Genomic DNA, 26,137 nt, shown 5'->3' on the forward strand with positions numbered 1-26,137 from the left:
GATAGACATGAAACGCTCGATGGCATCCCTTCGTCTGCTGACCTCGACGCTGGCGATGTCGCTCGGCCCGGCGCCGGCGTGGGCCCAGTCCGCGCCGGCCCCTGCCGCAAATCCGGCCTCAGGTCCGGCCCAAGGTCCGGTATTGAGCCTCGAGCTCAACGCCGCGCAGCCTTCGGAAAAAGGCTGCCGGCTGACCTTCGTCGTCAACAACGCGCTCAGCGCCGACCTGTCGAAGGCGGCTTTCGAGATTGCGCTGTTCAACGAGGTCGGCGTCGTCGACCGCCTCACCGTGCTCGATTTCAAGGACCTGCCGGCCGGCAAGACCAAGGTCACGCGCTTCGACCTTGCCGGCGCCGACTGCGGCAAGCTCAGCCGCGTGCTGATCAACAGCGCGACCGAATGCGCCAGCGCCGGCGTCGAGCCGGCGGCCTGCATGCTTGGCCTGAAGACCTCGACCAAGACAGCCATCGCTTTCGGCGTCTAGAGGGTGGGATTGCATCCAGCCTTCCCGCGAGACGCAATGGCGTGGCTTGCCCCCAGTCCGCCGCCATGGCCGGCAACCGATCTTGATTTGACAAGTCCCTATCGCGCGCGGCAGGTCTCGCCGCCAGATATGCAGGACATCAATCACACATCCGACGCGGACAGCGGACTGTCGGCTATGCCGACCGAGTCACTGCAGCCGCGGCAGCCGGCCGGTCGGCGCAAATGGCCGCTGGCCATCGTCGCTTCCGGCCTGCTTCATGGTGCCGCGGCCGCCGCGTTCCTGCTCGCGCCTGCCGGCACATTCGACTCCCTGGACGCCATCCAGGCCGAGGGCAGCGACCAGTCCGGCGCCGACGCCCAGGGCAGCGCCCTGAATGATGCGGCATCCGGCGCGGTGGATGTGACCTTGGTGCCGGATCCGCAGCCAGTGAAACGTCAGGCTGTCCAGCCCACGCCGCCTGCCGAAGCGCCCCAACCGGCCAACCAACCGGTGACGCCTCAACCACCCGCTGAAGCGGCCGACGAGGCCGCCTCCACGCCGCATATTCTGACGACCGCCACTGCACGCCCAGACGATCGGAGTGTGCCCACGGGCAGCGAACCGGCGCCTGCAATCGAGCCGCAAAACGCCGAGGCGTCGCCTGCCGAGCCCGAACAGCCACCGGCCCCGGCCGCAGCGCCGAGCACACCAGCCGGATCGGCGGGGTCAGGCAAACCCGTTGAAACGCGCGGCACGGAAACAGCAGACGGCGATACGCGCGATGCGCCGGTGGTCGCCAGCAAGGGCAAGATAAAGGCCGCCGCCGGCACGGCCCTGGAATCCCGCTACAGCGGTGAAATCCAGAAGAGGCTTGCCCGCGCCAACCGCCGTGTTTCGAAATCGGTCCAGGCGCAAGCTCGCAACAACGCCAGGGTGGTTTTCGTTGTCGCGGCCGACGGCAGCATCAGCGACTTGCAGCTCGCCGAAAGTTCTGGGTCCGCCGAGCTCGATCAATTCGCTTTGACGCTGGTGCGCAAGCAGGCGCCGTTTCCACCCATTCCACCCGAGACCGGAAGGTCAAGCTGGGTGTTCAAGGCGCGGATCGGCCCTTTTTAAAACCGCGCATCCTAGGAATTCGTCCATTTCGAAAGGAAGCCAATGTACATCGCCATGAACCGCTTCAAGGTCCAGAACGGCTCGGAAGAAGCCTTCGAGGACGTCTGGAAGAACCGCGATTCCAGCCTTTCCGAAATGCAGGGTTTTAGGGAATTCCACCTGCTGCGCGGTCCGGTCAACGAGACCGAAGGCTATACGCTGTTTGCCTCGCACACGGTCTGGGCAAGCCAGGAGGATTTCGTCGCCTGGACGAAATCGGAAAATTTCCGCGCCGCCCATCGCAACGCCGGCGGCTCGAAGGTTCACTATCTCGGCCATCCGCAATTCGAAGGCTTTTCGGTCGTCGAAGGCGCCTGAAACGCGCCTCCGCCAAACTCGTCTCGATCTGACTATGCTGCGGCAAGCAAGCTGGCGTTGCCTCCCGCCGCCGTCGTGTCGACGCAGACCGCGCGCTCATGCGCATAAGCGGCCGGGTTGAGCACTTCGCTGACCAGCGGCACGATCGGCCCGGTGCGTTCGGCGATCACCTTGCGCACGATGCGCGCCGCCTCCGGCGTGCCGGAGAAAGCGACGACATCGACCCGCAGCGAGCGCGCCTCGACCGGATCGGGCCGGCCGTCGATGGCCGCCAGCGGCAGGCCCTTGCCGGTCAGCGCCGACAGCGCCGCCGGCGCGCCCGGCGCCACCGCAAGCACGGCGTTGCCGGCCGCGAGTGCCTGGATCGTCTGGGAAAGCAGCGTCTCGGCATCCGGGCCGAGGCAGAGCACCCGGCCGCGTGGCGATAGCGACAGCGTGTTGGCCTCGCCGGTCGGTCCTGGAAGGTCGACCTGGCCGAAATCGAGGCTTGCGGCAGCGGCGATCGCCGCCGCGCCCTTGCCGCGCAGATGCTTCCTCAGGATCGCCACGCGGTCCGGCCGCGTCGACCAGCCGCCGAGCGTCGGATCGGGCAGATTGTCCGCAAGCTCGGTCGCCGTCACCTTGTGGCCCTCGCCAAGTTCCGTGCCGGCCTCGGGCCCCTTGCGGAAGCGGCGCAGGTAATGCGGTCCACCCGCCTTCGGCCCGGTGCCCGACAGCCCCTCGCCGCCGAAAGGCTGCGAGCCGACCACGGCGCCGATCTGGTTGCGGTTGACATAGATGTTGCCGGCATGGATGCCGTCGACGAAATGCTGGACGCGGCCCTCGATGCGGGTGTGCAGGCCGAAGGTCAGGCCGTAGCCCTTGCGGTTGATGGCGGCGATCACCTGGTCGATCTCGTCGGCATCGAAGGTCGCGACATGCAGCACCGGGCCGAACACCTCGCGCTCCATCTCCTCGATGCCTTTGACGCGGAAGACATGCGGCGCGACGAAGCGGCCGGTTGCAGGCGCTTCGAGCTTGGCGATCAGCCGGCCTTCCAGTCCCTTCTTCTTGCAATAATCGCTGATCGAAGCTTGCGCCTCGTCGTCGATGACCGGGCCGACATCGGTCGAGATAGCCCAGGGATTGCCGATGTTGAGCGCTTCCATCGCGCCCTTCAGCATCTCCAGCATCTTCTTCTCGACGTCCTTCTGCACGTAGAGCACGCGCAGCGCCGAGCAGCGCTGGCCGGCGCTCTGGAAGGCCGAGGCGAGAATGTCGCGCACCGCCTGCTCCGGCAGCGCGGTGGAATCGACGATCATCGCATTCAATCCGCCCGTCTCGGCGATCAGCATGGCATCGGGCGCTGCGGTCTCCGCCAGTTGCTTTTCGATCAGCTTGGCGACCTCGGTCGAGCCGGTAAAGCAAACGCCGGCAATGCGCGGATCGGCGGTGAGCGGGGCGCCGACCAAGGGGCCATCGCCCGGCAGGAGCTGGATGACGTCCTCGGGAACGCCGGCCTCGCGCAGCATTTCGACGGCGCGGAAGGCGATCAGCGGCGTCTGCTCGGCCGGCTTGGCGATGACCGAATTGCCGGTGACCAAAGCCGCCGCGATCTGGCCGGTGAAGATCGCCAGCGGGAAATTCCACGGCGAGATGCAGACGATCGCACCGCGCGCTTGCGTGCCCGCTTCGGCATTCGACGCCTCGGCCGCGTAGTAGCGCAGGAAGTCGACCGCCTCGCGCACTTCGGCCACACCGTCGGCCAGCGACTTGCCGGCCTCGCGGGTCGCGAGGGCGAAAAACTCGGCGGCGTTGGCCTCGTAGAGGTCGGCGGCCCGGTTGAGGATCGCGGCGCGCTCGGCAACCGGGCGCTTCGCCCAGGCGGGCTGCGCGTCGACGGCGATGCGCACGGCGGTCGCCACCTGCTTGGCCGCCGCCTCATGCACGGTGCCGACGATCTCGTCGGGCTGGGCCGGATTGACGACCTGCCGCTGCTTGCCGTAGCCGGCGGCGCGCGTGACCGGCTTGGCGTGCCAGCGGTCTGCTCCGGCGAATTCCGCCCTCGCCTTGTCGATGGCCGCCAGCGTCACGGTATCGGTGATGTCGAAGCCCTTGGAATTGCGGCGTCCGGCGCCGAAGATCGCGGCGGGCCGGGCGATCGCCGGATTGGCGGCGGGCCCCTGCGTCTCGACGGCCTCGAGCGGATCGCGCGCGATCTCCTCCGGCTCGACCTCCTCGTCGGTCAACTGGTGCACGAAGGAGGAGTTGGCGCCGTTTTCCAGCAGGCGCCGCACCAGATAGGCAAGCAGGTCGGAATGCGCGCCGACCGGCGCGTAGATGCGGCAGCGCGTGCCCTCGGCCTGCCGCACCGTCTCGTGCAGTGCCTCGCCCATGCCGTGCAGGCGCTGGAACTCGAAGCTGTCGCGATCCTTCGCCATCGACAGGATCGCGGCAACCGTGTGCGCGTTATGCGTGGCGAACTGCGGATAGATGCGATCGGTCATCGACAGCAGTTTCTTCGCGCAGGCCATGTACGAAACGTCGGTGTTGACCTTGCGGGTGAAGACCGGATAGCCGGTGAGGCCGAGCGTCTGCGCCCGCTTGATCTCGGTGTCCCAATAGGCGCCCTTCACCAGCCGCACCATGATCCGGCGGTCATACTTTTTCGCCAGCGCATAGAGCCAGTCGATGGCGAAGGCCGCGCGTGGCCCATAAGCCTGGACGACGACGCCGAAACCGTCCCAGCCGGCAAGTTCCGGCTCGGCCAGCACGCGTTCGATGACGTCGAGCGACAGGTCGAGCCTGTCGGCCTCCTCGGCATCGATGTTGAGGCCCATGCGCGAATGCCGGGCGGCAAGCGCCAGCGACAGGAGGCGTTCGGCCATCACCGGCAGCATCGTCTCGCGCTGCGCCACCTCGTAGCGTGGATGCAGCGCCGAGAGCTTGACCGAAATGCCGTGATTGTAGCGGATGTCGGGGCCGTTCGATCCGGAATCGAGTGACGAGATCGCATCCGCATAGGCGCGGTGGTAGCGGAGCGCGTCGGCCTCGGTGCGGGCCGCCTCGCCCAGCATGTCGAAGGAATAGAGGTAACCCTTCTGCGTCATCGGCCGGCCGCGTTTGACGGCCTCGGCGATGGTGCGTCCGAGCACGAACTGCTCGCCCATCTCGCGCATCGCCGCGGCGACCGCCTTGCGGATCACCGGCTCGCCCAGCCTGCGCACCATGGCGCGCAGCGTGCCCTCGATGCCGCCCTCGCCTTCGTCGAGCACGCGGCCGGTCAGCATCAGCGCCCACGTCGAAGCGTTGACGAAGATCGAGCTTGAGCCGCCCGAATGCGCCGACCAGTCATGCGGCGCGATCTTGTCGGCGATGAGATCGTCCATCGTCTCGGTGTCGGGCACGCGCAGCAGCGCTTCGGCCAGGCACATCAGCGCCACGCCTTCCTTGGTCGACAGGCCGTAGGCCGAGAGGAAGACCTCCATCAGCCTGGGATCGGTCGAGCCGCGCACCGCGCGAACCAATTCGGCGGCGCGGGCCGAGATCGCCTTGCGCTCCTCGGCCGAAAGCCCCGCCGTCGCCGACAGGCGTTTCACCGCCTCGTCTTCGTCGGGCAAATAATTGGCGCGGATCTGCTGGCGGATGGCGTCGAGCGGCATGTCGGGTCCATGAAAACGAGCGTGAGCGAACGGTCTGGCGGTCGCCGGACCGAATGGCGCAAGCTAGCACAGCTGCAAATTTCAGTCGGTCCAAAGAAATCGACAAGACAGTCCATTCAGACTATCATATGGGCAGTGTTTCAATCGAATTGACTGCTATATCGGTGATCGAAGACCAATTGGACCGCATCGACCGTAATATCCTGGTCGCCCTTGGGCGCGACGGCCGGCTGTCGATGTCTGAACTCGCGAGCAAGGTCGGCCTGTCGAAGACGCCGGTGCAGGCGCGCGTGAAGCGGCTGGAGAAGGACGGCTATATAAGAGGCTACCGCGCCGTCATCGACCGCGAGCGCATGGGCGAAGGCCATGTCGCCTTCGTCCAGGTGAAGTTGTCCGACACGCGCTCGGCAGCGCTCGATGCCTTCAACCGCGCGGTGCAAGCCGTGCCGGAGATCGAGCAATGCCACATGATGGCGTCGAGCTTCGACTATCTGTTGAAGGTCCGCACCACCGACATCGCCGCCTATCGCCGGGTGCTCGGCGAGCGCATCTCGGCCCTGCCCCATGTCGCCCAGACCTCGACCTTCGTGGCAATGGAGACGGTGAAGGACAGGTAGCCCTCAATGACCAGCACGCGACTTCGGCTTCCCGGACTCGAAGCTAATACGGAGTTTTGATCCGGTCGCCTTTGCGAAACGCTGCAAGGTTCTGGTTGAAGGCATATTCCGACCGCTTTCCAGTCGGGCGATTACGGCTTGCGTCGTTCCCATGGCTGCCGCAACCTCTTCCTGCGTCATATCGGCTTCACCACGGGCTTTGATCAAAGCCTCAGCGATAGCGAACTCTTCCTCCAAAGCTTCGTATTCAGCAACGAATTGCGGATCTTTGAACCATTCCTTTGCCGCGTCTTCAACGGGAATTGTTTTCCGGCTCATTGAACCTCCTTTGCTCGCTTCAGAGCCAGTTCGATCTCGCCTCTTGGCGCCGCACTTCGGCATTGAGAAATTCGATGACCCAGCCCATCGAAATAAATATATCTTTTTTGCAATGTATTTCAACAAGGATCGATGACAGAATTTCATTCCGACAGCGTTTTCAGGAACGCCACCAGCGCCGCACGCTCGCGCTCGGACAAATCGAGCGGATGCACTTCGGAGACTCCCTCGACGGCAAGCGGCGCCTTCGAATAATGCGCCACCACCTCGTCGAGCGTCGCGAACTGCCCGGCATGCATGTAGGGCGGCCGATCCGCCGCGCCCCTGAGCGACGGCGTCTTGTAGGCCCGCATGATCTGCGGACCGTCCTTGACCATGAAGCGCAGCTCGCGGCAGGCGCCCTCGTCGCCGTCGCGGAATTTGCCGAGGCAGTTGAACGGGTCGGCCTCGACCTGCGCCACGGCGTCGACCCGGCCCCGATCCAGCGGCAGCCCGTCGACCGGCGGCACGCCGTTGTTGTGGAAGGAATTGTCGGTGAAGCGCGGGCCGTTGTGACAGCTCACGCAGTTGGCCTTGCCGATGAACAGCTTCAGCCCAAGGATCTCTTCCGGCGAGAATGCCGCGTCCTCTTCCGGTTTGGCGCCGGTCGCCAGATCGATGGCAAAACGGTCGAAGCGCGTTTGCGCGGGCTCGATTGAGCGCTCGAAGGCGGCGATCGCTTTGCCGATATTGGCATAGACGCGGTTGACGTCGTCTTGCTGGCCGGCGGGCATGGCATTCCATGCCGCCTTCTCGGCGTCGCTGCCGAGCGGGCTGGCATTGGCCGGCACGGTGGAAAGGTCCGGCAGCGGCCCGAAGATGCGCTCATAGCGCTCGCCGAACCGCTTCTTGATGTAATGCGCGAAAGCGGCCCGGTTGCCGGCCTGCTCCAGCGGGTTCTCGAGCGGCGTCAGCGCCTGCGCCCAGAGGCTGTCGCGCCTTCCGTCCCAGAAGAACCATGGATTGCGGGCCACGCCCGCGAGCGGCATGGTGCGCCGGTTGGTGCGGCCGACGCCGACCGCCTGCGGCAGGTCGTCCTGGAACTGGCGGTCGATCTTGTGGCAGGTCGAGCAGGACACCGTGCCGTCGCGGCTCATGCCGGCATCGAAGAACAGCGTCGAGCCGAGTGCGGCGGCCGCCGGCACATCCGCATACTGGTTCGTGGTATCGGGTTTCAATGATGGCAGCGTGTTCAGCGCCAGCGACGCAATGGCCTTCTTCTCGGCGTCGCTGAACCGCGGCTCGCCGCAGCCGCCCAGTAGAGCGAGAACGGCCAGGGCGAAGAGGCTTACAACGCTGATCAGACGCTTCATCGTCCGCTCACAACACGACATTGAAGACGACGGAATCGGAGCCGGCCGCCGCCGAGATGGCAAAGCGCAATTGCCACCAGCCGCTCATTGTGAATTTTATGCCGTCGATACGGTAGCGCCCGTCGCCCAGGTAATCGGTCGCCTGCGGGCTGGTCGGCAGGCCGTGATCGTGCTGCGGCATGCCGCCGGAAACGGTGATGGCCGCCCCCTCCACCGGCGCGCCGGCGGCGGTCTTCAGCGTCAGCAGCCAGGATTGCAGCTCGCCCTGCCGGACCACGCCGTGCTCCGGCTCGAAGCTCGCGACGAAAAGACCATTCGCCGTCTTCTTGGAGCGTGAAATGTCCGGGCCGGAGGCGGATTGCGGCAGCGTCAGATAGACCGCGGCCACGATGCCTACCAGCAGAGCGGCCAGGCCGAGGCCCGCAAGAATGTAACGCCATATCGATGCCAAACCCGTTCCTCTTCGGCTGCTAACGTCGCGGGCCGCTTGTCGCGTCCCGCCCTGCCTGTGGGAAATCGCTTCTGGCGCAAAATTCGCCGCCAGCCAAGCATGGCGCTGCGGGCTGCAAAAAGCTACAGCAACAAGATCTTAGGAAGGGATACGTCCGCATGGCCAAGGGTATCGCGTCGATCGGCGAATGCATGCTGGAACTGTCGGGCCAGAGCGGCCCGAACTGGCGCATGGGTTTTGCCGGCGACACCTTCAACACGCTCTGGGCATTGCACGCCTTGAGCCCGGATCGGCCCGCGACCTACGTGTCGGCCTTCGGCGACGACCCCTTCTCGCGCGACCAGATCGCCTTCCTTGCCGCGAACGGCATCGGCGTGGGCAACAGTCCGGTCATTGCCGGGGCACGCCCTGGCCTTTACGCCATAACGCTCACCGGGGCCGAGCGCGCCTTCACCTATTGGCGAAACGACGCTGCCGCGCGCCAGCTCGCTTCGGATTCGGCCGCGCTGGCAAAAAGCCTTGAAAACCAGGCGCTTGTCTATTTTTCCGGAATCACCCTGGCAATTCTGGATGCACCGGCGCGCAAAACCCTGCTTTCGGCCGTGGCCACTGCTCGCAAGGCCGGCTCGCTCGTCGCCTTCGACCCGAACTACCGGCCGCGTCTGTGGCCGAGCCGCGAGGCGGCCCAGGCCGCGATCCTGGAGGCACTTGCGGTGACGGACATCGCGTTGCCGACTTTTCCGGACGAGCAGATGCTGTTCGGCGACGAGACCCCGCAGGCGACCGCGGAACGCCTTGGCAAGCTGATCGGCGAGGTCGTGGTCAAGAATGGCGAGCAGCCGGCCCTGGTTGGGCTGAACAGCGCTTCACAAATGGTTGACGCGGTGCATGTGGCCGCCCCCGTCGACACCACGGGCGCCGGCGATTCCTTCAACGGCGGCTATCTCGCCGCGCGAATTACCGGTCATGCGCCCGCCGACGCGGCGCGTCGTGCCCACAAAGTCGCCGCCGCGGTCGTGCAGGTTCGCGGCGCGTTGGCGCCGTTCGAGACATTGCGAACCGCGTTCGACAGTTAAGCGTTATCGAAGCTTCAGGCAGATTCACTTCAATAGGGAAGAACTTTAAGGCAACCGGAACCGATATTCCGTGACCTGATGATAGATCTGCCCGGGCCACAGCGTCGCCTGCGGGAAATAAGGCCGGTTCGGCGCGTCCGGCCAGGTCTGCGCCTCGAGGCAGAGGCCTGAAAACGCCTTGTAGTGGCGACCGTCGAGCCCCGGCGATGTCGGCGCGACGAACTGACCGCTATAAAGCTGCAGTCCCGGTTCGGTGGTCCACACTTCCATCTCGACGCCGGAATTGGCGCCTTGCACCCACGCCGCCTGGTGCAGCGGCCCGCGGCTGGAAGCCAGGCAGTAATTCAGGTCGTAGCGAAGCTGCTCGCCTTCCATTTCCATGCGCAGCGCCCGCGCCTGCCGGAAATCGAAAGGCGTGCCGTCGACCGGCTTCACAACGCCGGTCGGAATCATCTCGTCATCGACGGGCGTGTAGGCGCCGGCGTTGAGCATCAGCCGGTGGTCGAGGATGTCGCCGGCCCCGCCATCGTCGAGATTGAAATAGGAGTGCTGCGCGAGGTTGCAGAGCGTCGGCTCCTCGCAGGTCGCGGTCAGTTCCATGCTGAGCGTGCCGGGGATCTTCAGCCGGTAGGTGCAGGTGACGTCGAGCGCGCCGGGGAATCCCATGGTTCCGTCCGGGTCGTGCAGCGTCAGCGTCACGAAATCGCGGCCGTGCAGCGAGACGGACCATGGCCGGTGGAAAAAGCCTTCCGAGCCGCCATGCAGCGTGTGCTTGCCGAGAAAATTCTGCTCGGTCTGATAGCGGTTGCCGGCGATGGTGAAACGGCCGCCGCCGATGCGGTTGGCGAAGCGGCCCACGACCGCTCCGAAGAAGGCGCGGTCGGTCTCGTAGGGTTCGAAACGGTCGTAGCCCAGCACCAGCGGCGCGTCATGGCCACTGAGCCGGAGATCCTGGACGATGGCGCCGAGGCCGATGATGTTGGCGGTGAGGCCCCCGCCGCGGATGGCGAAGCGGCGCACGGCCTCGCCCGCCTGCGTCGTGCCGAAGACCTCGCCGTCTTTCATCGCCATGCCCGAAATGTCATTTCCGATCCGTGGATTTAGGCCGGCCGCGTATCATCCGGCAAGGGCAGGCTAAAGCAATTCCAGGAAAAGTGTAACGCGGTTTTCCGTCCGGAATTGCGTCAAAACAAAGAGATAGAGCAGTTCACCGTTTCCGTGAAACGATGAACCACTCTAGCGCCTGCCCTGTCCCAGGATCGATATCAGAGACCGAGGCCACCGATGCAGACATATTTGGTGTCGAGATAGTCCTCGATGCCCTGATGTCCGCCTTCCTTGCCGAGGCCCGATTCCTTGACACCGCCGAATGGCGCCTCGGGCGTGGTGATCAGGCCTTCATTGACGCCGACCATGCCGTATTTCAGCCCTTCCATGACGCGGAAGGCGCGGCCGAGATCGCCGGTGTAGAAATAGCAGGCAAGGCCGAACTCGGTGTCGTTGGCCAAAGCCACGGCCTCTTCCTCGGTCTCGAACTTGAACACCGGCGCCACCGGCCCAAAGATTTCTTCCTTCATGAAGCGCATCTTGGGCGACGCGTCGGCGATCACGGTCGGCTGGAAGAACGAGCCGCCCAGCGCATGGCGCTTGCCGCCGGCGACGACCTTGCCGCCCTTGGAGGTAGCGTCCGCGATCAGTTCCTCGACCTTCTCGACCGCCTTCTCGTCGATCAGCGGACCCTGCTGCACGCCTTCCTCCAGGCCCGAGCCGACCTTGAGATTGTTGCTGGCGGCGGCCAGCTTCTCGACGAACTTGTCATAGACGCCGGCCTGCACCAAGAAGCGATTGGTGCACACGCAGGTCTGGCCGGAGTTACGGTACTTGGCGGTGATCGCGCCGGTCACGGCACGGTCGATGTCGGCGTCGTCGAAGACGATGAACGGCGCATTGCCGCCGAGTTCCATCGACACTTTCTTGACCGTCACCGAGGACTTCTGAATGAGGAGTTTGCCGACCTCGGTCGAGCCGGTGAAGGTGATCTTCGACACCAACGGGTTGGCGCAAATCTCGTCGCCGATCTCGGCGGCCGAGCCGGTCAGGATATTGACGACGCCCTTGGGGAAGCCGACTTCCTCGGCGAGCGCGCCCCAGGCAAGACCGGAATAGGGCGTCTGCGTCGCCGGCTTGACCACCGCCGTGCACCCGGCCGCCAGCGCCGGACCGAGCTTGCGGGCCAGCATCGAGGACGGGAAATTCCACGGCGTGATGGCGGCGATGACGCCCACCGGCTCCTTGGTCACCAGGATGCGGCGGTCAGCCCATGGCGACGGCACGACATCGCCATAGGTGCGGCGGCCCTCTTCGGCGAACCACAGGATGTAAGCAGCGGCCGAGCCGATCTCGCCCTTGGATTCGAACAGGGACTTGCCCTGCTCGATGGTCAAGAGTTCGGCCAGCACGTCCTGATTGTCCATCATCGCGTCATGCAGCTTGCGCAGAAGTTTGGAGCGCTCGAGCGCCGTCGTCTTGCGCCAGCTCTTGAACGCTTCGTTTGCCGCCGCGATGGCGCGGCGGGTCTCGGCCTTGCCGGCCTTCGGCACGGTGCCGATCTTAAGGCCCGTCGCCGGATTGTTGACGTCGATGGTCTGGCCGCTGTCGGCCTGCACCCATTCGCCATTGATGAGATTGGCCTGGCGCATGAAATGGCTGGTTTTCTGAAGCATGGTCTGGCCTCCGTTCGGCGCGCTGATCGGGCCGTTTTTCTGGATATCCGTTGAGGCGTGCTTAAGAGCCGCACGCCGGCGCATTGCTCTTACCTAGGGAAAGGCGGGCAAGCAATCACAAGATGGCATATAGGGGTTGGGCCAGCAAAGGCGAGCGAGTTCGGCGGCTCTATCCGAAGACGTGGATGACCACCGTCAGCCAGAACGACGTGGTCACCACCGCGCTGGCGGTGGCAAGGGTCATCTGGTTCGAAGCCAGCGCCTGGCCGGTGTTGAACTGAACGGCGATCAGGTAGGAGTTGATACCCGAAGGCAGTGCTGCAGCCACCACAGCGACCTTGGCCGTCAGCGGCGGCAGGCCGAGCAGCCAGACGAACACCAGCACCAGCGCTGGCATCAGGAACAGTTTCAGGCCCGACAGCGCCAGCGCCGGCCGGATATTGCCGGAGATGCCGAAGCGGCGCAGGCTGAGCCCCATGGCGAACAGCGCCACCGGGCCGGCTGTGTCGGCGAGCGTGTCGACCAGCCGTTCGACAAGGTCGGGCAGAGGCGCGCCGGTGAGGCGCCAGGCAAGCCCCGCTAGGATGCCGATGATCAGCGGATTGATGAACAGCCGCCTGAGGAAGCTTTTGACGACACGCAGCGGATGGACCGTCTCGCCGCTGCCGCGCCCGAACATCTCGAACAGCACGATCGAGGCCATCATCATGATTGGCAGGTGGACCGAGACCAGCAGCGACAGCACCTCAAAGCCGCTCGCGCCGAAGATGCCGAGGATGAAGGGCGCGCCGAGCAGCACGACGTTGGAATAGGCCGATGACACGCCGCCGACGATGCCCGCGCGCGCATCTCGCCCGAACAGCCGGGTCATCACCAGATGGCCCGCGGCCCATGTGATCGCCGCGGCCGCGAAATAAGCGCCCCACAGCGACCAAGGCGTGACGCCGTGGAAGTCCGATTTGACCATGGTCTGGAACAGCAGCAGCGGCATCGCCACGTTGACCGCGAACTCGGAAATGCCCTCCCCGCTCGCCGGCTTCAGATAACCGGTGAGCCCGGCCAGATAGCCGAGCGCCACGAGGCTGAAGACGAAGAGGACGGTTTCGGTGAGCGGAGTCATTTTCTGGGCGGAGACATTTTTCCCGTGATAGGCGAGCCCTGACCGCCATGCAATTGGCGCCATGCGCCGCTCCCCCTTAGCCGCTGCTTGTTTTCCGGCCGGCTTTGCGGTCCCTATATGCCAATCACGGCCTTGGCCCCTCCGGGCCGCCGAAGGACTTCCGATGCTGCGAATTGTTCTGGCGCTTTTTCTCCTAGCTGTTCCGAGCCTTGCCCATGCGACCGACGCCGGCTGGGCGCTGCTGCGCGACGGCGGCCATATCGTGCTGCTTCGCCATGCCTTCGTCACCGGAGCTGCCGACCCGGCCAATTTCGACGTCGGCAATTGCGCCACGCAGCTCAATTTGTCTGAGCGCGGCAGGCAGCAGGCAAGCCGTATCGGCGCGCTGTTCGCGGCACGCGCGGCGCCGATCGATCACGTGCTCTCCAGCCGCTACTGCCGCTGCCTCGACACGGCGCGCATCGCTTTCGAATCCGAGCCGCAGCCCTTCGCGCCGCTTGATCTGCTCAAAACCGACCCGGCCGAAAAGGCCGCGCAAATGGAAGCGGTCATGAAGGAGATCCGCGGTTATTCCGGCTCCGACAATCTGGTGCTGGTCACGCATCTGGAAAACATCCAGGCGCTCACCGGCATAGCGCCGCGCGAGGGCGAGGCCGTGGTGGTGGCGCCGGAAGGCGACGGCCTCAAGGTGCTGGGACGCGTCACATTCTAAGGCGCCGGCCCGCGCGGCTCACTACTGTAGCCGAAATGCCACACCCGGAAGAAGCCGCAAATGCGCCGCGACAATGCCGCTTGCGACAACCCGTCGCAGGGTCTATAGGCGCGCTCCCGGTCACGAAAACCGAAGCGAGCACAACGGTTGGAGCTTTTGTCTCCGCCCGTGCAGGCGGCTTTGCCGCTCTGTATACGGCGCCGTTTCGGGTGTTGGGATTGCGGGTGTAGCTCACGGAGAGCGCCGGATTTGGGTCCGGAGGCAGGGTTCGACTCCCACACCCACGACATGGATAGCTCAGTTTGGTTAGAGCGTCAGACTCATAATCTGATTGTCGAAGGTTCGATTCCTTCTCCAACGGCCTGTTAAGCCGACACCCTTCCAAGGTGTTATCCAAAACGGTCCGGGGGCCGGAATGCTGAAGACTTGACGGACGGCTGAAGCCTTCGGGCCGAGGCCGTATCGAACGGTCCGAGGCCGTCGGCTCGCGGCCAGGCCCGCGGTGACGATCAAGGCGCGGTGTCGTCGGCAAGGGAGGCTTGGCCTCCGGCGCCCGCTTCACCGCCCCGCGATCCGCTCCCGAAGGCCCGCTTCGCGCGGATGCCACCGGTCCCCGGATCATTCATGCCGGGACATGAAGTACGAAACGACGTGAAACGAGAAAAGAAAAGGACGATCGACGCATGACGTGACGCCTCGCATGGGGCCATGCCCGACAGGAGTAAGACAATGACGACTATTCTCGACAAGGTTCTTGGACGCGAGCGCGTCCTCGTAAAGGAAAACGAACGTGCCCTCACCCTCTACAAGGGTGAGATCAAGGCAGTCCTGATGCCGGGTGAGCACGCGCTCGCCAACCGGCGCGGGAGCCTCGAGGTCTCCAGGCACGATCTGAAGAATCCGGAATTCGTTTCGGCATACGAGAAGGCGTTGTTCGACAAGCTCCCGGACGTGGCCGCGCGGCACTTCACGGTCGTTCGCACCGGGCGCACGGAGGTCGCCGTCATCGAGCGTGACGGGAGCCTCCACGCCGTGCTGGCGCCGGACCGCAAGCTCGTGCTGTGGACGGATGCCGGTCCGTGGAAGGTGACGACGATCGACACTTCGGCCGATCTCGCCATCGATCCGGCGGTCATGCGCCGGCTTGGCCAGGCCAGGAAGGCGGAGCTGATGTCCGTCCATCCAGTCGTGGACGGTCAGGCCGGGCTGCTCTTCGTCGACGGTGTGCTTGTGCGCACCCTGACGGCTGGCGTGCATGGCTTTTGGAGCGTCGGACGCATGGTGCAGATCAAGGTCGTCGACCTCAAGCGCCAGTCGCTCGACGTCGCCGGGCAGGAAGTGCTGACCAGGGATCGCGTCACGATCCGCGTCAACATCGCCGCCGAGTACCAGGTCGTTGATCCGGTCAAGGCGGTGGCGACGGTGAAGGACTTCTCCGAAGCCCTCTACCGCGCCCTGCAGTACGCCTTCCGCAAGACGCTCGGCGCGCTCACGCTGGACCAGATCCTTGAAAAGAAGGTGACGGTCGACGAGGACGCCGCGGCCAAGGTGCGCGAGGACATGGCCGCGATCGGCCTGGAGGTCAGCGATATCGCCCTCAAGGATGTGATCCTGCCGGGCGATATGCGCGAGATCCTCAACCAGGTGGTTTCGGCCGAAAAGCAGGCTGAGGCCAACGTCATCCGGCGCCGGGAAGAGACGAACGCCACGCGTTCGCTGCTCAACACGGCCAAGGTGATGGCCGAGAACCCGGTGATGCTGCGGCTGAAGGAGCTCGAGGCTCTCGAGGCCATCGCCGGCAAGGTCGAGCGGCTCACCGTCCACAACGGGACGGGCGGGCTGCTCAACGACCTGGTTAAGCTCCGCGACTGATGCATGTCGCCCAAAAGTGGTTCCGGTTTTGGGACAATGGCATGCATTGGAATAAAAGCCGACGCAGCGCAAAATGGAAGGGCCGCCGGGTCGACCGGCGGCCCTTCTTGCGTTTGCCCGGCCCCCTACCCATCTGCGGCCGGCGCATCAGGCCTTTTCCTGCCGGGAAAAACCGATTAGACAGCGCCCAAAGCAAGATGCGGACAGATTCCGCCCGCAACCGAAGGAAGAGCCCTTGTCCACCACGTTCGAGAAAGTCGCCAAGATCATTGCCGATACCAGCGAGATCGATATCGACACCATCACGCCCGAGAGCCACACCATTGACGACCTCGGCATCGACAGCCTCGATTTCCTCGACATCGTCTTTGCCATCGACAAGGAATTCGGCATCAAGGTGCCGCTCGAGAAGTGGACGCAGGAAGTCAACGACGGCAAGGCTTCGACCGACGATTACTTCGTCATGAAGAACCTGTGCGCCAAGATCGACGCGCTGGTCGCGGCCAAGGCGGCCTGAGACTGTTCGAGCGCTGCCTTGACGCGCCCTGTCTGCTGACCCACAACAGCCGCCCATGAGTTCCCACGACGTCGTCATCACCGGTATCGGCCTTGTCTCTTCACTGGGAGAAGGTCCCGACGCGCATTGGCAGAAGCTCACGCAGCCCGGCTTCCAGCCGGTGCTCGAGGCTGAGCGCTTTGCGCCTTACACCATCCATCCCCTGCCCGAGATCGACTGGAACCTGCAGATCGCCAAGCGCGGCGACCAGCGCCAGATGGAAACCTGGCAGCGCCTCGGCACCTATGTCGCCGGCCTGGCGCTGGATGACGCCGGCATCAAGGGCGATGATGAGCTTTGCACGACCATGGACATGGTGGTGGCGGCCGGCGGCGGCGAGCGCGACGAAGCCGTCGATGCCGCGATCCTCGCGGCCTCCGAGAGCCGCAACGACCGCGACGTGCTGCTCAACGAGAAGCTGACCACGGAACTGCGGCCGACGCTGTTCCTTGCCCAGCTCTCCAACCTGCTCGCCGGCAACATCTCGATCGTCCACAAGGTCACCGGTTCGTCGCGCACCTTCATGGGCGAGGAGGGCGCCGGCGTATCGGCCGTCGAGACGGCGGCCGCGCGCATCCGCTCGGGACAATCGACCCATGTTCTGGTCGGCGGTGCCTTCCAGACCGAGCATTCCGACATGCTGCTCGGCTATGAGCTCGCCGGTTACCTGCATCGCGGCCCATGGAAGCCGGTCTGGCAACGCCAGGGCGCCGAAGGCGGCGGTGTGGTGACGGGCTCGGGCGGCGCCTTCCTGGTGCTGGAGCAGCGCGAGCACGCGAAAAACCGGGGCCGCAAGATCTACGCCGAGCTTGGCCCCGTCGTCTCCGGCCGCGCAAGGCGCCGGCGCGGCGAACTGAATGCCGAAATCGCGGCGCTGCTGAAAAAGGCCGCCCTTCCGGACGGCGATCTGCTGACGATTTCCGCCGCCTCCGGCGCCCACGCCGCCACGGCGGCCGAGAAGGCCGTGCTCGACGCCAACCCGGCTTTGGCCATGCGTGCCTTCTCGACGCTGACCGGCCACATGAAGGAGGCTCAATTCCCCTTTGCGGTTGCGCTCGCGGCAATGGCCGTCGACCGCAAGGCCGGCTACCCTGTCTTCGATGCCACAGTGGAGCGCCCATTCGAGGGCGCCCCCAATTCCGTCCTTGCAACCGCGATCGGCTATCACCAATTCGAGGGCCTTGGGCTGGTGAAAGCCGCCTAGATCGGTTTTTCCGCAATTCCGGGCGGAAAGCCGCTACACACTTTCCTGGAATTGCTCGATAACGAGGCAGACAAAGCATGGCCAATCTTCGCGACCACATGGGCAGGCCAATCGTCGCCGTGACCGGCATCGGCGTGGTGACCTCGCTCGGCGTCGGCAAAGTAGACAACTGGGCAGCGCTGACCTCGGGGAAATCCGGCATCCATCCGATCACCCGCTTTCCCGTCGATCAGCTCAACACCCGCATTTCCGGCATGGTCGACTTCCTGCCGTCGAGTTCCAGGGGCGCCAGTCACCTCACTTACGAACTGGCCGAGACCGCCGCCCAGGAAGCCGTGTCGGAAGCAGGCCTCGATTCCGGCGATTTCGGCGGCCCGTTGTTCCTCGCCTCGCCGCCGGTCGAGCTCGACTGGGCCGACCGCTTCTCGCTTTACAATTCCGACAAGCAGGACGCCGGCGCCGAACGGTTGCTGCGCGTGGCGCGCGGGCTGAAGGAGCTGGACATCTTCGAGACCACCCAGTTCGGCTCGATCGCCGATCGTCTCGCCGACCGGTTCGGCACGCGCGGCCTGCCGATCACGCTATCAACGGCCTGCGCTTCCGGCGCCACGGCTATCCAGCTCGGCGTCGAGGCGATCCGCCGCGGCGAATGCGACAAGGCGCTGTCGATCGGCGCGGACGGGTCCGCCACCGCCGAAGCGCTGATCCGCTTCTCGCTGCTCTCCGCTCTCTCCACTCACAACGACATTCCTGAAAAGGCCTCAAAGCCTTTCTCCAAGGATCGCGATGGCTTCGTGCTGGCCGAAGGATCCGGCGCGCTGGTGCTGGAATCGCTGGAAGCCGCATTGGCTCGTGGCGCGACGATCCTCGGCATCATGAGCGGCTGCGGTGAAAAAGCCGACGATTTCCACCGCACCCGCTCCAAGCCCGATGCCTCGCCGGCGATCGCGGCGGTGCGCGCCGCCCTTGCCGATGCGGGCATGAGCGAGGACGAGATCGAGTATGTCAACGCGCACGGCACCTCGACGCCGGAAAACGACAAGATGGAGCACCTGTCGCTGTCCACCGTCTTCGGCGAGCGTATCGGCTCGATGCCGGTCTCGTCGAACAAGTCGATGATCGGCCACACGCTGTCGGCCGCCGGCGCGGTGGAGGCCGCCTTCTCGCTGATGACCATGCGCGAAAGCGTCATCCCGCCGACCATCAATTACGACAATCCCGATCCGGCGATCGTCCTCGATGTCGTGCCGAACAAGAAGCGCAACGCCGAGGTTGGCACCGTTTTGTCGAATTCCTTCGGCTTCGGCGGCCAGAACACCTGCCTTGTCATGGCGAGGGAACCGGTCTAAGCGGACTTTTTCAGCCAATGCATGTCGCGCAAAAGTAAAATCGGTTTTTGCGATGACGACATGCATAAACAAAGAACTAAAGCGCAACGCGCTTTAGAACTGAACCGACAGGCCCTATGCGCGCATTGCAACTTATCGAGGACCGCCGCCTTGAAACGGTGGACCTGCCGCCTCCCCCGCCGCCTTCGCTGGGCGAAGTGACGCTCCGCATCAAGGCGGTGGCGCTCAACCATATCGACGTCTGGGGCTGGCGCGGCATGGCGTTTGCCAAGCGCAAGCTGCCGCTGGTCGTCGGCGCCGAAGCCGCCGGCGAGGTCGAGGCGGTCGGACCGGGCGTCTCCAATCTCTTGCCGGGCCAATTGGTGTCGATCTATGGCGCCCGCACCTGCGGGCTCTGCCGCGCCTGCCGCGAAGGCCGCGACAATCTCTGCGAGCATGTGTCCGGCGTCCATGGCTTCCATCTCGACGGCTTCGCCCAGGAAAAGATCAACCTGCCGGCACGCCTGCTGGTGCCCGCTCCTCCCGGCGTCACCGAGATCGGCGCCGCGGTCGCTCCGGTCACCTTCGGCACGGTCGAGCATATGCTGTTCGACAACGCCAGGCTGGAGCCCGGCGAAACCATCCTCGTCCATGCCGGCGGCTCCGGCATCGGCTCCGCCGCCATCCAACTCGCCAAGAAGATGGGCTGCACCGTCATCACCACGGTGGGCTCGAACGACAAGATCGACAAGGCCAGGGCGCTTGGCGCCGATCACGTCATCAACTACCGCGAGGACCGTTTCGAAGGCGTGGTGCGCAAGCTGACCAGGAAGAAGGGCGTCGACGTGGTGTTCGAGCATGTCGGCGCCGACACCTTCGCCGGCTCGATGCTGTGCCTGAAGCGCGGCGGCCGCCTCGTCACCTGCGGCTCGACCTCAGGCGTGTCGACGCAGGTCAACCTGATGCAGCTCTTCCAGCAGCAGCTGAAGCTGCTCGGCTCCTTTGGCTGCCGCATGGAGAACATGGCCAACGCCATGCAGAAGATGGCGGCGGGGCTCGTTGCCCCGGTCATCGATACCGAGGTGGGTTTCGACGACATCGACGCCGCGCTGAAGCGCATGGAAGGCCGCGACGTCTTCGGCAAGATCATCCTGCGCGTTTCCTAAGACAGGATGGTCGGCAAGGTGTTCAGGAAAGCCCGCCGGGACTTGATGTTCCGCTACGGCTTGCGGCTGCGCCAGCTGGAGCACTGGCTGGTCGCCAAGCTCGCCATCGTGTTGCTCTCGCTGCTGCGCCTTCTGCCGCCGGACAGCGCGCTCAACTTCGCCGACCGCGTCACCCGCCGCATCGGTCCGCTGGTCGGGCGCCATCGCGTAGCAGTCGAAAATCTGCGCCTCGCCTACCCGCAAAAGAGCGACGCCGAGATCGAGGCCATCGCACGCGACATGTGGGGCAACATGGCCCGCCTCGCGGCCGAATACATTTTCCTCGACGCGCTGTTCGACTTCGATCCGGACGCCTCTGAGCCGGGCCGGGTCGAGGTACGCGGCGTCGAGCATTTCCACGAGATCGCCGGCCAGAAGAAGCCGCACATCCTGTTCACCGGCCATCTCGGCAATTTCGAGTTGCTGCCAGTGGCCGCCGCCACGTTCGGCATGAACATCACGGCCCTGTTTCGCCCACCGAACAACCCCTATCTCGCCGACTACATCCACTCGACGCGCCGCTCCTCGATGGGCGCCCTGCTGCCCTCATCCACCGGCGCGTCCTTCGCCCTTGCCGCCATCCTGGAAAAGGGCGGCAACATCGGCGTGCTGGTTGATCAGAAATTCTCGGGCGGCGTGGATACGACCTTCTTCGACCGCCCATGCCAGAGCAATCCGATGCTCGGCATGCTGGCGCGTCACTATGACTGCGATGTCTACCCCGCCCGCTGCGTCAGGCTGCCGGGCAACCGCTTCCGCCTGGAAATCGAGGACAAGCTGACCTTGCCGCGCACCGAAGGCGGCAGCGTCGATGTCGCAGCCACCACCCAGCTGCTCACCGATGTCGTCGAGCGCTGGGTGCGTGAGGATCCCGGACAGTGGATGTGGTTCCACAAGCGCTGGGAAATCAGCGGCCGCCGCCGCAAGCGCGGACAGGCAAAACCCGCCAACTGAGATTCCGAACCACCGAGGCTAGAGCAATTCCAGGAAAAGTGCGTAGCGGTTTTCCGTCCGGAATCGCGTAAAAACAAAGACTTAGAGCGGTTCTGCGATTCCGTGAAACGCTGAACCGCTCTAGCGTATTTGCGGCCGGAAAAGCCTCGGGGACTTCACTACACACAAAAAAGAAAAGCCGCGAAGATTGATCTTCGCGGCATCGATATTGGCTTGGCGATCAAGCCAGCAAAGCGATCTCAGAAGATCGGCACCCCGAAGTTCGGCCGGTAAGTGTCCATGGTCGCGCCATTGCGGTCTTCTGAAAGCAGGGTATCCGAGCCGAAGCTGGCCCTTAGCCCGACCACATACTTGTGGACGTTCACGCTGCCCGACGCCTCGGATATCGTCAGGTGGTCCCACTGATAGCGCCCAAACACGGACCAGGGCGTGCCGGAAAACCTGTAGGTCGCCTGCAAGGCGCCTGTGAGAGTGTCGAGATGACCGCCACCCGCGGACAGTCGCGAGTATCCAAGTTCACCATCGAAGCGAAGGTTGTCCTGAGCAAAGAAGCGCACCACGCCGCGGCCGCCCCAATTGTCGAAATGCTCGGATTCGCCGCTTGCACGCAACTGGCCGTAGTAAACTTGGCCATAGAGCGTCACGTTGCCGAAATACGCCTGAGCTTCAGGACCGACGGTGAAGCTATAGAGGTTCGCGTCGCTTAGACCTTCGTCGCCGCCATATCCATTGAGCGTCGCAAACCCGCCAAGTGCATAAGAGCTCGGGTCGCGCCAGTAGCCATGAACGGCCCCGCCATAGCTGTAGATGTTCGTTCCCTGCACCCAAAGCGAATCGACGACGGCATCGGTCTGGATGTTCCAGCGGGCATCAATCGGGAAATTGACGCGAGCGGCGCCACCGGCCGCCGTGCCCGTCTCGTGATCGCCTGGGACCGAAAAATAAAGGCCGCCGAGATAGAGCTCGCCATAGCCCGAAATATGCGGCTGTGCGAGTTCCTGATCCAGAACAACCGGCGCATCGGCAGCGAAGGCTGAGGTGGCCGTTGCCGCGAGTGCGGCGCCTAGAAGAAATCGATACATCTGTAGTCCCCAAGCAAACGAGATTAGCGTCTGCTTATCTACCACTGCGCAGCGATACAAACCAGTCGAACATGGCGTAAGCCATTGTTTTTCGTGGCATGTGAGGCTTTAAGGCAACGCTCAACGATCACCGAGGCGTAGGCAGCAGTCGCCGCCTGCGCCGGGTGAAATCCTCGGTCCGGCCAAACTCAGTTGGCCACGACGATCCGCGTGTTGCCGAAGCCGACTTCCTTGACCATCGCATAGAACATCGCGGCGTTGGCCGGATGCAGGCGCACGCAGCCATGCGAGGCCGGGCGCCCGAGATTTCTCACCGCCCCGGTGCCGTGGATGGCGTAGCCGCCGTGGAAGAACACCGAATAGGGCATCGGCGAGTTGTCATACTTGCGCGAATACCACATCCGGGCGGTCCATTGCGGCCGGTAGCTGCCGCGCGGCGTGAAGTAGCCCTTGCGCGCGGTCGACACGCTCCAGCGGTAAACAACCTGGCCGTATTTGCTGACGGTCATGGTCTGTGTCGAGACATCGATGTTGGCGACCAGCGTGGCCGCCCGGCTTGCGATAGACATGCCGAACAACGCGGTTGCCAGCACGGTTGCCATGAGAACGAACTTTTTCATGCGATCAAACCCCTTTGATTGCCCCCTGCCATTCGCGCGGTTTTTCCATCTTTTTGCCGGCAGATGCGTTAAGTACCACACACTCGTTGACGAATCCGCCAATCCAATGCGGTGAATTTGAACGATTTTCCCGGTATAGTTGCCGCTGCGACACTCACCCTCTGGAGTTTAGGAAGGCGCGTTGGGCCATGCCCGGATCGTCGTGTGGCAATGAGCGACTGGTTGCTTGCAAAAGTGCCGCGTTCCTTCTTCAATCCGCCGGATGAATGAACGACTTCTCAAGGCGGTCGAGGACCGGGTCGACGACCTCGTTGCGCTGACCGCGGACCTGATCCGTTTTCCGACCGTCAACCCGCCAGGCGAAGCCTACCGGCCATGCGCCGAGTTTCTCGGCGCGCGTCTCAGGAAACGCGGCTTCGAAACTGAATTCATCCGTGCCGAGGGGGCGCCAGGCGACAGCGACCGCTATCCGCGCGTCAACGTCGTCGCCCGCTTCGACGGCCGCTCGCCCGGCCCTTGCGTGCATTTCAACTCGCATATCGACGTGGTCGAGGCCGGCGAAGGCTGGACCGTCGATCCCTTTGCCGGCGTGGTGAAGGACGGCAGGGTCTATGGCCGCGGCGCCTGCGACATGAAGGGCGGCCTGGCGGCCTCGGTCATCGCCGTCGAGGCCTTCATGGAGGTCTATCCGGATTTTCCCGGCGCCATCGAGATATCGGGCACGGCGGACGAGGAATCGGGCGGTTTCGGCGGCGTCGCCCATCTGGCGCGGCTCGGCTATTTCTCGAAGCCGAAGGTCGACCACGTCATCATTCCCGAACCGCTGAACAAGGATCGCATCTGCCTTGGCCATCGCGGCGTCTGGTGGGCCGAGATCGAGACCAAGGGCGAGATCGCGCATGGCTCGATGCCGTTCCTCGGCGACAATGCGGTGCGCCATATGGGCGCCGTCCTGCAGGCTTTCGAGGACGAGCTGTTCCCGGCCCTCGACCGCAAGATGACGCGCATGCCGGTGGTGCCGGAAGGCGCCAGGCGCTCGACCATGAACATCAATTCCATCCATGGCGGCCAGACCGAGGATTTCCGGCCGGGGCTGCCCTCGCCCAACGTGCCGGATTCCTGCCGGCTCACCATCGACAGGCGTTTCCTGCTGGAAGAGGACATCGCCACCGTCAAAAGCGAAGTCACAGGCATCCTCGAGCGGCTGAAGCGCGAGCGCAAGAAATTCGACTACGAGATCCGCGACCTGATGGAGGTGCTGCCGCTGATGACCGAGCGTGACGCGCCGGTGGTGCAGGCCGTCGCGAAAGGCATCATGGCGGTGTTCGACCGCGAACCCGACTACGTCATCTCGCCCGGCACCTACGACCAGAAGCATGTCGCGCGCATCGGCCACCTCTACGATTGCATCGCCTATGGCCCGGGCATTCTCGACCTCGCGCACAGGCCGGACGAATGGGTGGGCATCGGCGACATGGTGGAATCGGCCAAGGTGATGGCGATCGGTCTCAACATCCTGCTGAGAGGCACGACGGACTGATTGCGCCGATCATGGGAAAAACATTTCCCGCGGCGGGACACGGCAGCATGAAACGCGATTTACTCGCGCGCGAAATCACGCTTCTATCCGCCAGCTTGACCACGTTTTGAGCAATGGGAGTTCAGCGATGAAACTGTGGAAGACCATCCTGGCCGCGGCTGTGCTGTCGCTTGCCGCCGCCACGTCGGCCTTTGCCGCGCGCACTGATCTCACGCTCGGGATCGTGCTCGAGCCGCCACATCTCGATCCGACCGCCGGCGCGGCCGCGGCCATCGGCGAAGTCACCTATGCCAATGTCTTTGAAGGGCTGACGCGCATCGACGACAATGGCCGGGTTCAGCCCGCTCTCGCCGAGAGCTGGGCAGTCTCCGACGACGGCAAGGCCTACACGTTCAAGCTGCATTCCGGCGTGAAGTTCCACGATGGCTCGGCCTTCAGCGCCGACGACGTTAAATTCTCGCTGGACCGGGCACGTGCCAAGGATTCGCTCAATCCGCAAAAACAGCTCTTTGCGCACATCACCGATGTCACGGCGGTCGATCCGGCGACCGTTAAGGTCACCCTCGACGGGCCGCAGGGCGATTTCCTCTACGACGTGGGCCAGGTTGCGGCGGTGATCGTGGCGAAGGGATCGGCCGACGGCAATAAGGACAAGCCGATCGGCACTGGTCCATTCAAGCTCGATCACTGGGCGAAGGGTTCCGAGATCACACTCGTCAAGAACCCGGACTACTGGGGTACACCCGTCGCGCTCGACAAGGCGACATTCCGCATCGTTCCCGACGCCGCCGCGGCTGTCCCCGCACTGCTCTCGGGTGACATCCAGGCTTTCGCCAACATGCCCGCGCAAGACGCGCTCGGGCAGCTCCAGTCCGACCCGCGCTTCAGCGTCGTGATCGGCTCGACCGAGGGCGAGACAATCCTGTCGATCAACAACAAGAAGCCACCCTTCGACAAGCTTGCGGTGCGGCAGGCGCTCGCCTCGGCGATCGATCGCAGCGCCATCATCGCAGCGGCCTCGAACGGTCTTGGAAAGCCGATTGGCTCTCATTTCTCGCCAGGCGATGCGGGCTATGTCGATCTCACCGGAGTCTATCCGCACGACATCGCCAAGGCCAAGGAGTATCTGAAGGAAGCGGGGCTGGAGAACGGCTTCTCGGCCACGATCAAGCTGCCGCCCGTGCCCTACGCACGCGACGGCGGCCAGGTGATCCAGTCCCAACTGAAGGAGATCGGGGTCAATCTGCAGATCATCCCGGTCGAATGGGCGGAGTGGCTGAGCCAGGTCTTCACCAACAAGGATTACGACCTGACGATTGTTTCCCATGTCGAGCCGAACGACATCGATATCTATTCGCGGCCCGGCTACTATTTCCAGTATGACAATCCGAAGTTCAACGATGTCATCAAGGCGCTCGGCACCACGGTCGACAAGGACAAGAGGCTGGAACTGCTGGGCGAGGCGCAGAAGATTCTCGCGCACGACGTGCCCGCCGTTTACCTGTTCGAGCTGCCCAAGATCGGCGTCTGGGACGCCAAGCTGCAGGGCATGTGGACGAACTGGCCGATCGAGGCGGACGATCTCACCAAGGTCAAGTGGACGGATTGAGGGCAGTCGGCCAAGGGCAAACGTTGCGTTCCGTCGCCCCCCTCTCTGCCCTGCCGGGCATCTCCCCCTCAAGGGGGGAGATTGCGCTCCCTTCGCTGCTTTCGCCAATTTCCTGCGCCGCGTTGGTGTCACCGGCGCGGAAACTGCTGATCTCCCCCCTTGAGGGGGAGATGCCCGGCAGGCCAGAGAGGGGGGCGACAGAACGCCATCTTTGCCCA

General features: G+C 64.3%; 23 protein-coding genes and 1 tRNA gene. 15 read left to right on the forward strand and 9 right to left on the reverse strand.

All coding sequences use genetic code 11. From position 1 onward, the window contains the following. Positions 1-7 precede the first annotated feature (7 nt). The 3 genes from WDX12_RS30905 to WDX12_RS30915 are packed head-to-tail and all read left to right on the forward strand — an operon-like array spanning position 8 to position 1,939. On the forward strand, positions 8-484 hold the full coding sequence (locus tag WDX12_RS30905; protein ID WP_434723169.1) for a hypothetical protein: 477 nt from the start codon (positions 8-10) through the stop codon (positions 482-484). Between the two features lie 36 nt (positions 485-520). Then, positions 521-1,582 (forward strand): energy transducer TonB family protein, encoded by a 1,062-nt coding sequence (locus WDX12_RS30910; protein WP_434723170.1) that lies wholly within the window; start codon positions 521-523, stop codon positions 1,580-1,582. Positions 1,583-1,624: 42 nt separating this feature from the next. Beyond that, complete coding sequence (locus WDX12_RS30915; RefSeq protein WP_140647668.1) at positions 1,625-1,939, forward strand: antibiotic biosynthesis monooxygenase family protein; 315 nt, start codon at positions 1,625-1,627, stop codon at positions 1,937-1,939. 32 nt (positions 1,940-1,971) lie between these two features. Here WDX12_RS30915 and putA read toward each other — a convergent pair whose 3' ends face one another. Beyond that, positions 1,972-5,580, reverse strand: a complete 3,609-nt coding sequence (gene putA, locus WDX12_RS30920; protein WP_434723171.1) for a bifunctional proline dehydrogenase/L-glutamate gamma-semialdehyde dehydrogenase PutA — start codon at positions 5,578-5,580, stop codon at positions 1,972-1,974. Between the two features lie 164 nt (positions 5,581-5,744). Between putA and WDX12_RS30925 the strand changes: the two genes are divergently transcribed. Then, positions 5,745-6,197 carry an Lrp/AsnC family transcriptional regulator gene (locus tag WDX12_RS30925; protein ID WP_320295366.1) on the forward strand — a complete coding sequence of 151 codons (453 nt, stop codon included), beginning with the start codon at positions 5,745-5,747 and terminating at the stop codon, positions 6,195-6,197. Positions 6,198-6,200: 3 nt separating this feature from the next. Here WDX12_RS30925 and WDX12_RS30930 read toward each other — a convergent pair whose 3' ends face one another. The 3 genes from WDX12_RS30930 to WDX12_RS30940 form a co-directional block, all read right to left on the reverse strand. Continuing rightward, positions 6,201-6,515, reverse strand: coding sequence for a helix-turn-helix domain-containing protein (locus WDX12_RS30930; RefSeq protein ID WP_320295365.1), 315 nt, complete (start codon positions 6,513-6,515; stop codon positions 6,201-6,203). A gap of 143 nt (positions 6,516-6,658) precedes the next feature. After that, complete coding sequence (locus tag WDX12_RS30935) at positions 6,659-7,867, reverse strand: cytochrome-c peroxidase (RefSeq protein WP_434723172.1); 1,209 nt, start codon at positions 7,865-7,867, stop codon at positions 6,659-6,661. 7 nt (positions 7,868-7,874) lie between these two features. Beyond that, on the reverse strand, positions 7,875-8,318 hold the full coding sequence (locus tag WDX12_RS30940; RefSeq protein WP_434723173.1) for a FixH family protein: 444 nt from the start codon (positions 8,316-8,318) through the stop codon (positions 7,875-7,877). Between the two features lie 158 nt (positions 8,319-8,476). On the opposite strand from WDX12_RS30940, the gene WDX12_RS30945 reads away from it, so the two are divergent. Then, positions 8,477-9,394, forward strand: coding sequence for a sugar kinase (locus WDX12_RS30945; RefSeq protein ID WP_320295361.1), 918 nt, complete (start codon positions 8,477-8,479; stop codon positions 9,392-9,394). Between the two features lie 45 nt (positions 9,395-9,439). Here the strand turns inward: WDX12_RS30945 and WDX12_RS30950 are convergent, their stop codons facing one another. The 3 genes from WDX12_RS30950 to WDX12_RS30960 all read right to left on the reverse strand — a co-directional run bounded on the left by WDX12_RS30950 (position 9,440) and on the right by WDX12_RS30960 (position 13,237). Further along, on the reverse strand, positions 9,440-10,465 hold the full coding sequence (locus WDX12_RS30950) for an aldose epimerase family protein (RefSeq protein WP_434723174.1): 1,026 nt from the start codon (positions 10,463-10,465) through the stop codon (positions 9,440-9,442). Between the two features lie 194 nt (positions 10,466-10,659). Then, on the reverse strand, positions 10,660-12,117 hold the full coding sequence (locus WDX12_RS30955) for an NAD-dependent succinate-semialdehyde dehydrogenase (RefSeq protein ID WP_320295359.1): 1,458 nt from the start codon (positions 12,115-12,117) through the stop codon (positions 10,660-10,662). Positions 12,118-12,286: 169 nt separating this feature from the next. Further along, positions 12,287-13,237 carry an AEC family transporter gene (locus WDX12_RS30960; RefSeq protein ID WP_434725734.1) on the reverse strand — a complete coding sequence of 317 codons (951 nt, stop codon included), beginning with the start codon at positions 13,235-13,237 and terminating at the stop codon, positions 12,287-12,289. 163 nt (positions 13,238-13,400) lie between these two features. On the opposite strand from WDX12_RS30960, the gene WDX12_RS30965 reads away from it, so the two are divergent. The 8 genes from WDX12_RS30965 (at position 13,401) to WDX12_RS31000 (ending at position 21,068) form a co-directional block, all read left to right on the forward strand. Then, positions 13,401-13,949: a histidine phosphatase family protein gene (locus WDX12_RS30965; protein ID WP_434723175.1), complete on the forward strand. Its 549-nt coding sequence runs from the start codon at positions 13,401-13,403 to the stop codon at positions 13,947-13,949. 289 nt (positions 13,950-14,238) lie between these two features. Continuing rightward, positions 14,239-14,307: transfer RNA gene (locus tag WDX12_RS30970), tRNA-Ile, on the forward strand. A gap of 371 nt (positions 14,308-14,678) precedes the next feature. Then, positions 14,679-15,821: a slipin family protein gene (locus WDX12_RS30975; RefSeq protein WP_434723176.1), complete on the forward strand. Its 1,143-nt coding sequence runs from the start codon at positions 14,679-14,681 to the stop codon at positions 15,819-15,821. Positions 15,822-16,056: 235 nt separating this feature from the next. Next, positions 16,057-16,338 carry an acyl carrier protein gene (locus WDX12_RS30980; protein ID WP_027167184.1) on the forward strand — a complete coding sequence of 94 codons (282 nt, stop codon included), beginning with the start codon at positions 16,057-16,059 and terminating at the stop codon, positions 16,336-16,338. Between the two features lie 55 nt (positions 16,339-16,393). Continuing rightward, positions 16,394-17,581 (forward strand): beta-ketoacyl-ACP synthase, encoded by a 1,188-nt coding sequence (locus WDX12_RS30985; protein WP_434723177.1) that lies wholly within the window; start codon positions 16,394-16,396, stop codon positions 17,579-17,581. A gap of 77 nt (positions 17,582-17,658) precedes the next feature. Continuing rightward, positions 17,659-18,930 (forward strand): beta-ketoacyl-ACP synthase, encoded by a 1,272-nt coding sequence (locus tag WDX12_RS30990; protein WP_434723178.1) that lies wholly within the window; start codon positions 17,659-17,661, stop codon positions 18,928-18,930. A 116-nt stretch (positions 18,931-19,046) separates the two neighbouring features. Further along, positions 19,047-20,075: a zinc-binding dehydrogenase gene (locus tag WDX12_RS30995; protein ID WP_320295354.1), complete on the forward strand. Its 1,029-nt coding sequence runs from the start codon at positions 19,047-19,049 to the stop codon at positions 20,073-20,075. A gap of 6 nt (positions 20,076-20,081) precedes the next feature. Beyond that, entirely contained in the window at positions 20,082-21,068 is a 987-nt protein-coding gene (locus WDX12_RS31000) for a lipid A biosynthesis lauroyl acyltransferase (protein ID WP_434723179.1), read from the forward strand. Between the two features lie 239 nt (positions 21,069-21,307). Here WDX12_RS31000 and WDX12_RS31005 read toward each other — a convergent pair whose 3' ends face one another. Beyond that, positions 21,308-22,150 (reverse strand): hypothetical protein, encoded by an 843-nt coding sequence (locus WDX12_RS31005; protein WP_320295352.1) that lies wholly within the window; start codon positions 22,148-22,150, stop codon positions 21,308-21,310. Between the two features lie 188 nt (positions 22,151-22,338). After that, complete coding sequence (locus tag WDX12_RS31010; protein WP_434723180.1) at positions 22,339-22,770, reverse strand: L,D-transpeptidase; 432 nt, start codon at positions 22,768-22,770, stop codon at positions 22,339-22,341. A 262-nt stretch (positions 22,771-23,032) separates the two neighbouring features. Here WDX12_RS31010 and WDX12_RS31015 point away from each other — a divergent pair, with 262 nt between their 5' ends. Then, positions 23,033-24,310 carry an acetylornithine deacetylase/succinyl-diaminopimelate desuccinylase family protein gene (locus tag WDX12_RS31015; RefSeq protein WP_434723181.1) on the forward strand — a complete coding sequence of 426 codons (1,278 nt, stop codon included), beginning with the start codon at positions 23,033-23,035 and terminating at the stop codon, positions 24,308-24,310. Between the two features lie 127 nt (positions 24,311-24,437). Next, on the forward strand, positions 24,438-25,919 hold the full coding sequence (locus WDX12_RS31020; RefSeq protein WP_320295349.1) for an ABC transporter substrate-binding protein: 1,482 nt from the start codon (positions 24,438-24,440) through the stop codon (positions 25,917-25,919). The last annotated feature ends 218 nt before the right edge of the window (positions 25,920-26,137 follow it).

The sequence above is a fragment of the Mesorhizobium sp. RIZ17 genome (assembly GCF_051127865.1).
GTDB classification, from domain to species: domain Bacteria; phylum Pseudomonadota; class Alphaproteobacteria; order Rhizobiales; family Rhizobiaceae; genus Mesorhizobium; species Mesorhizobium humile.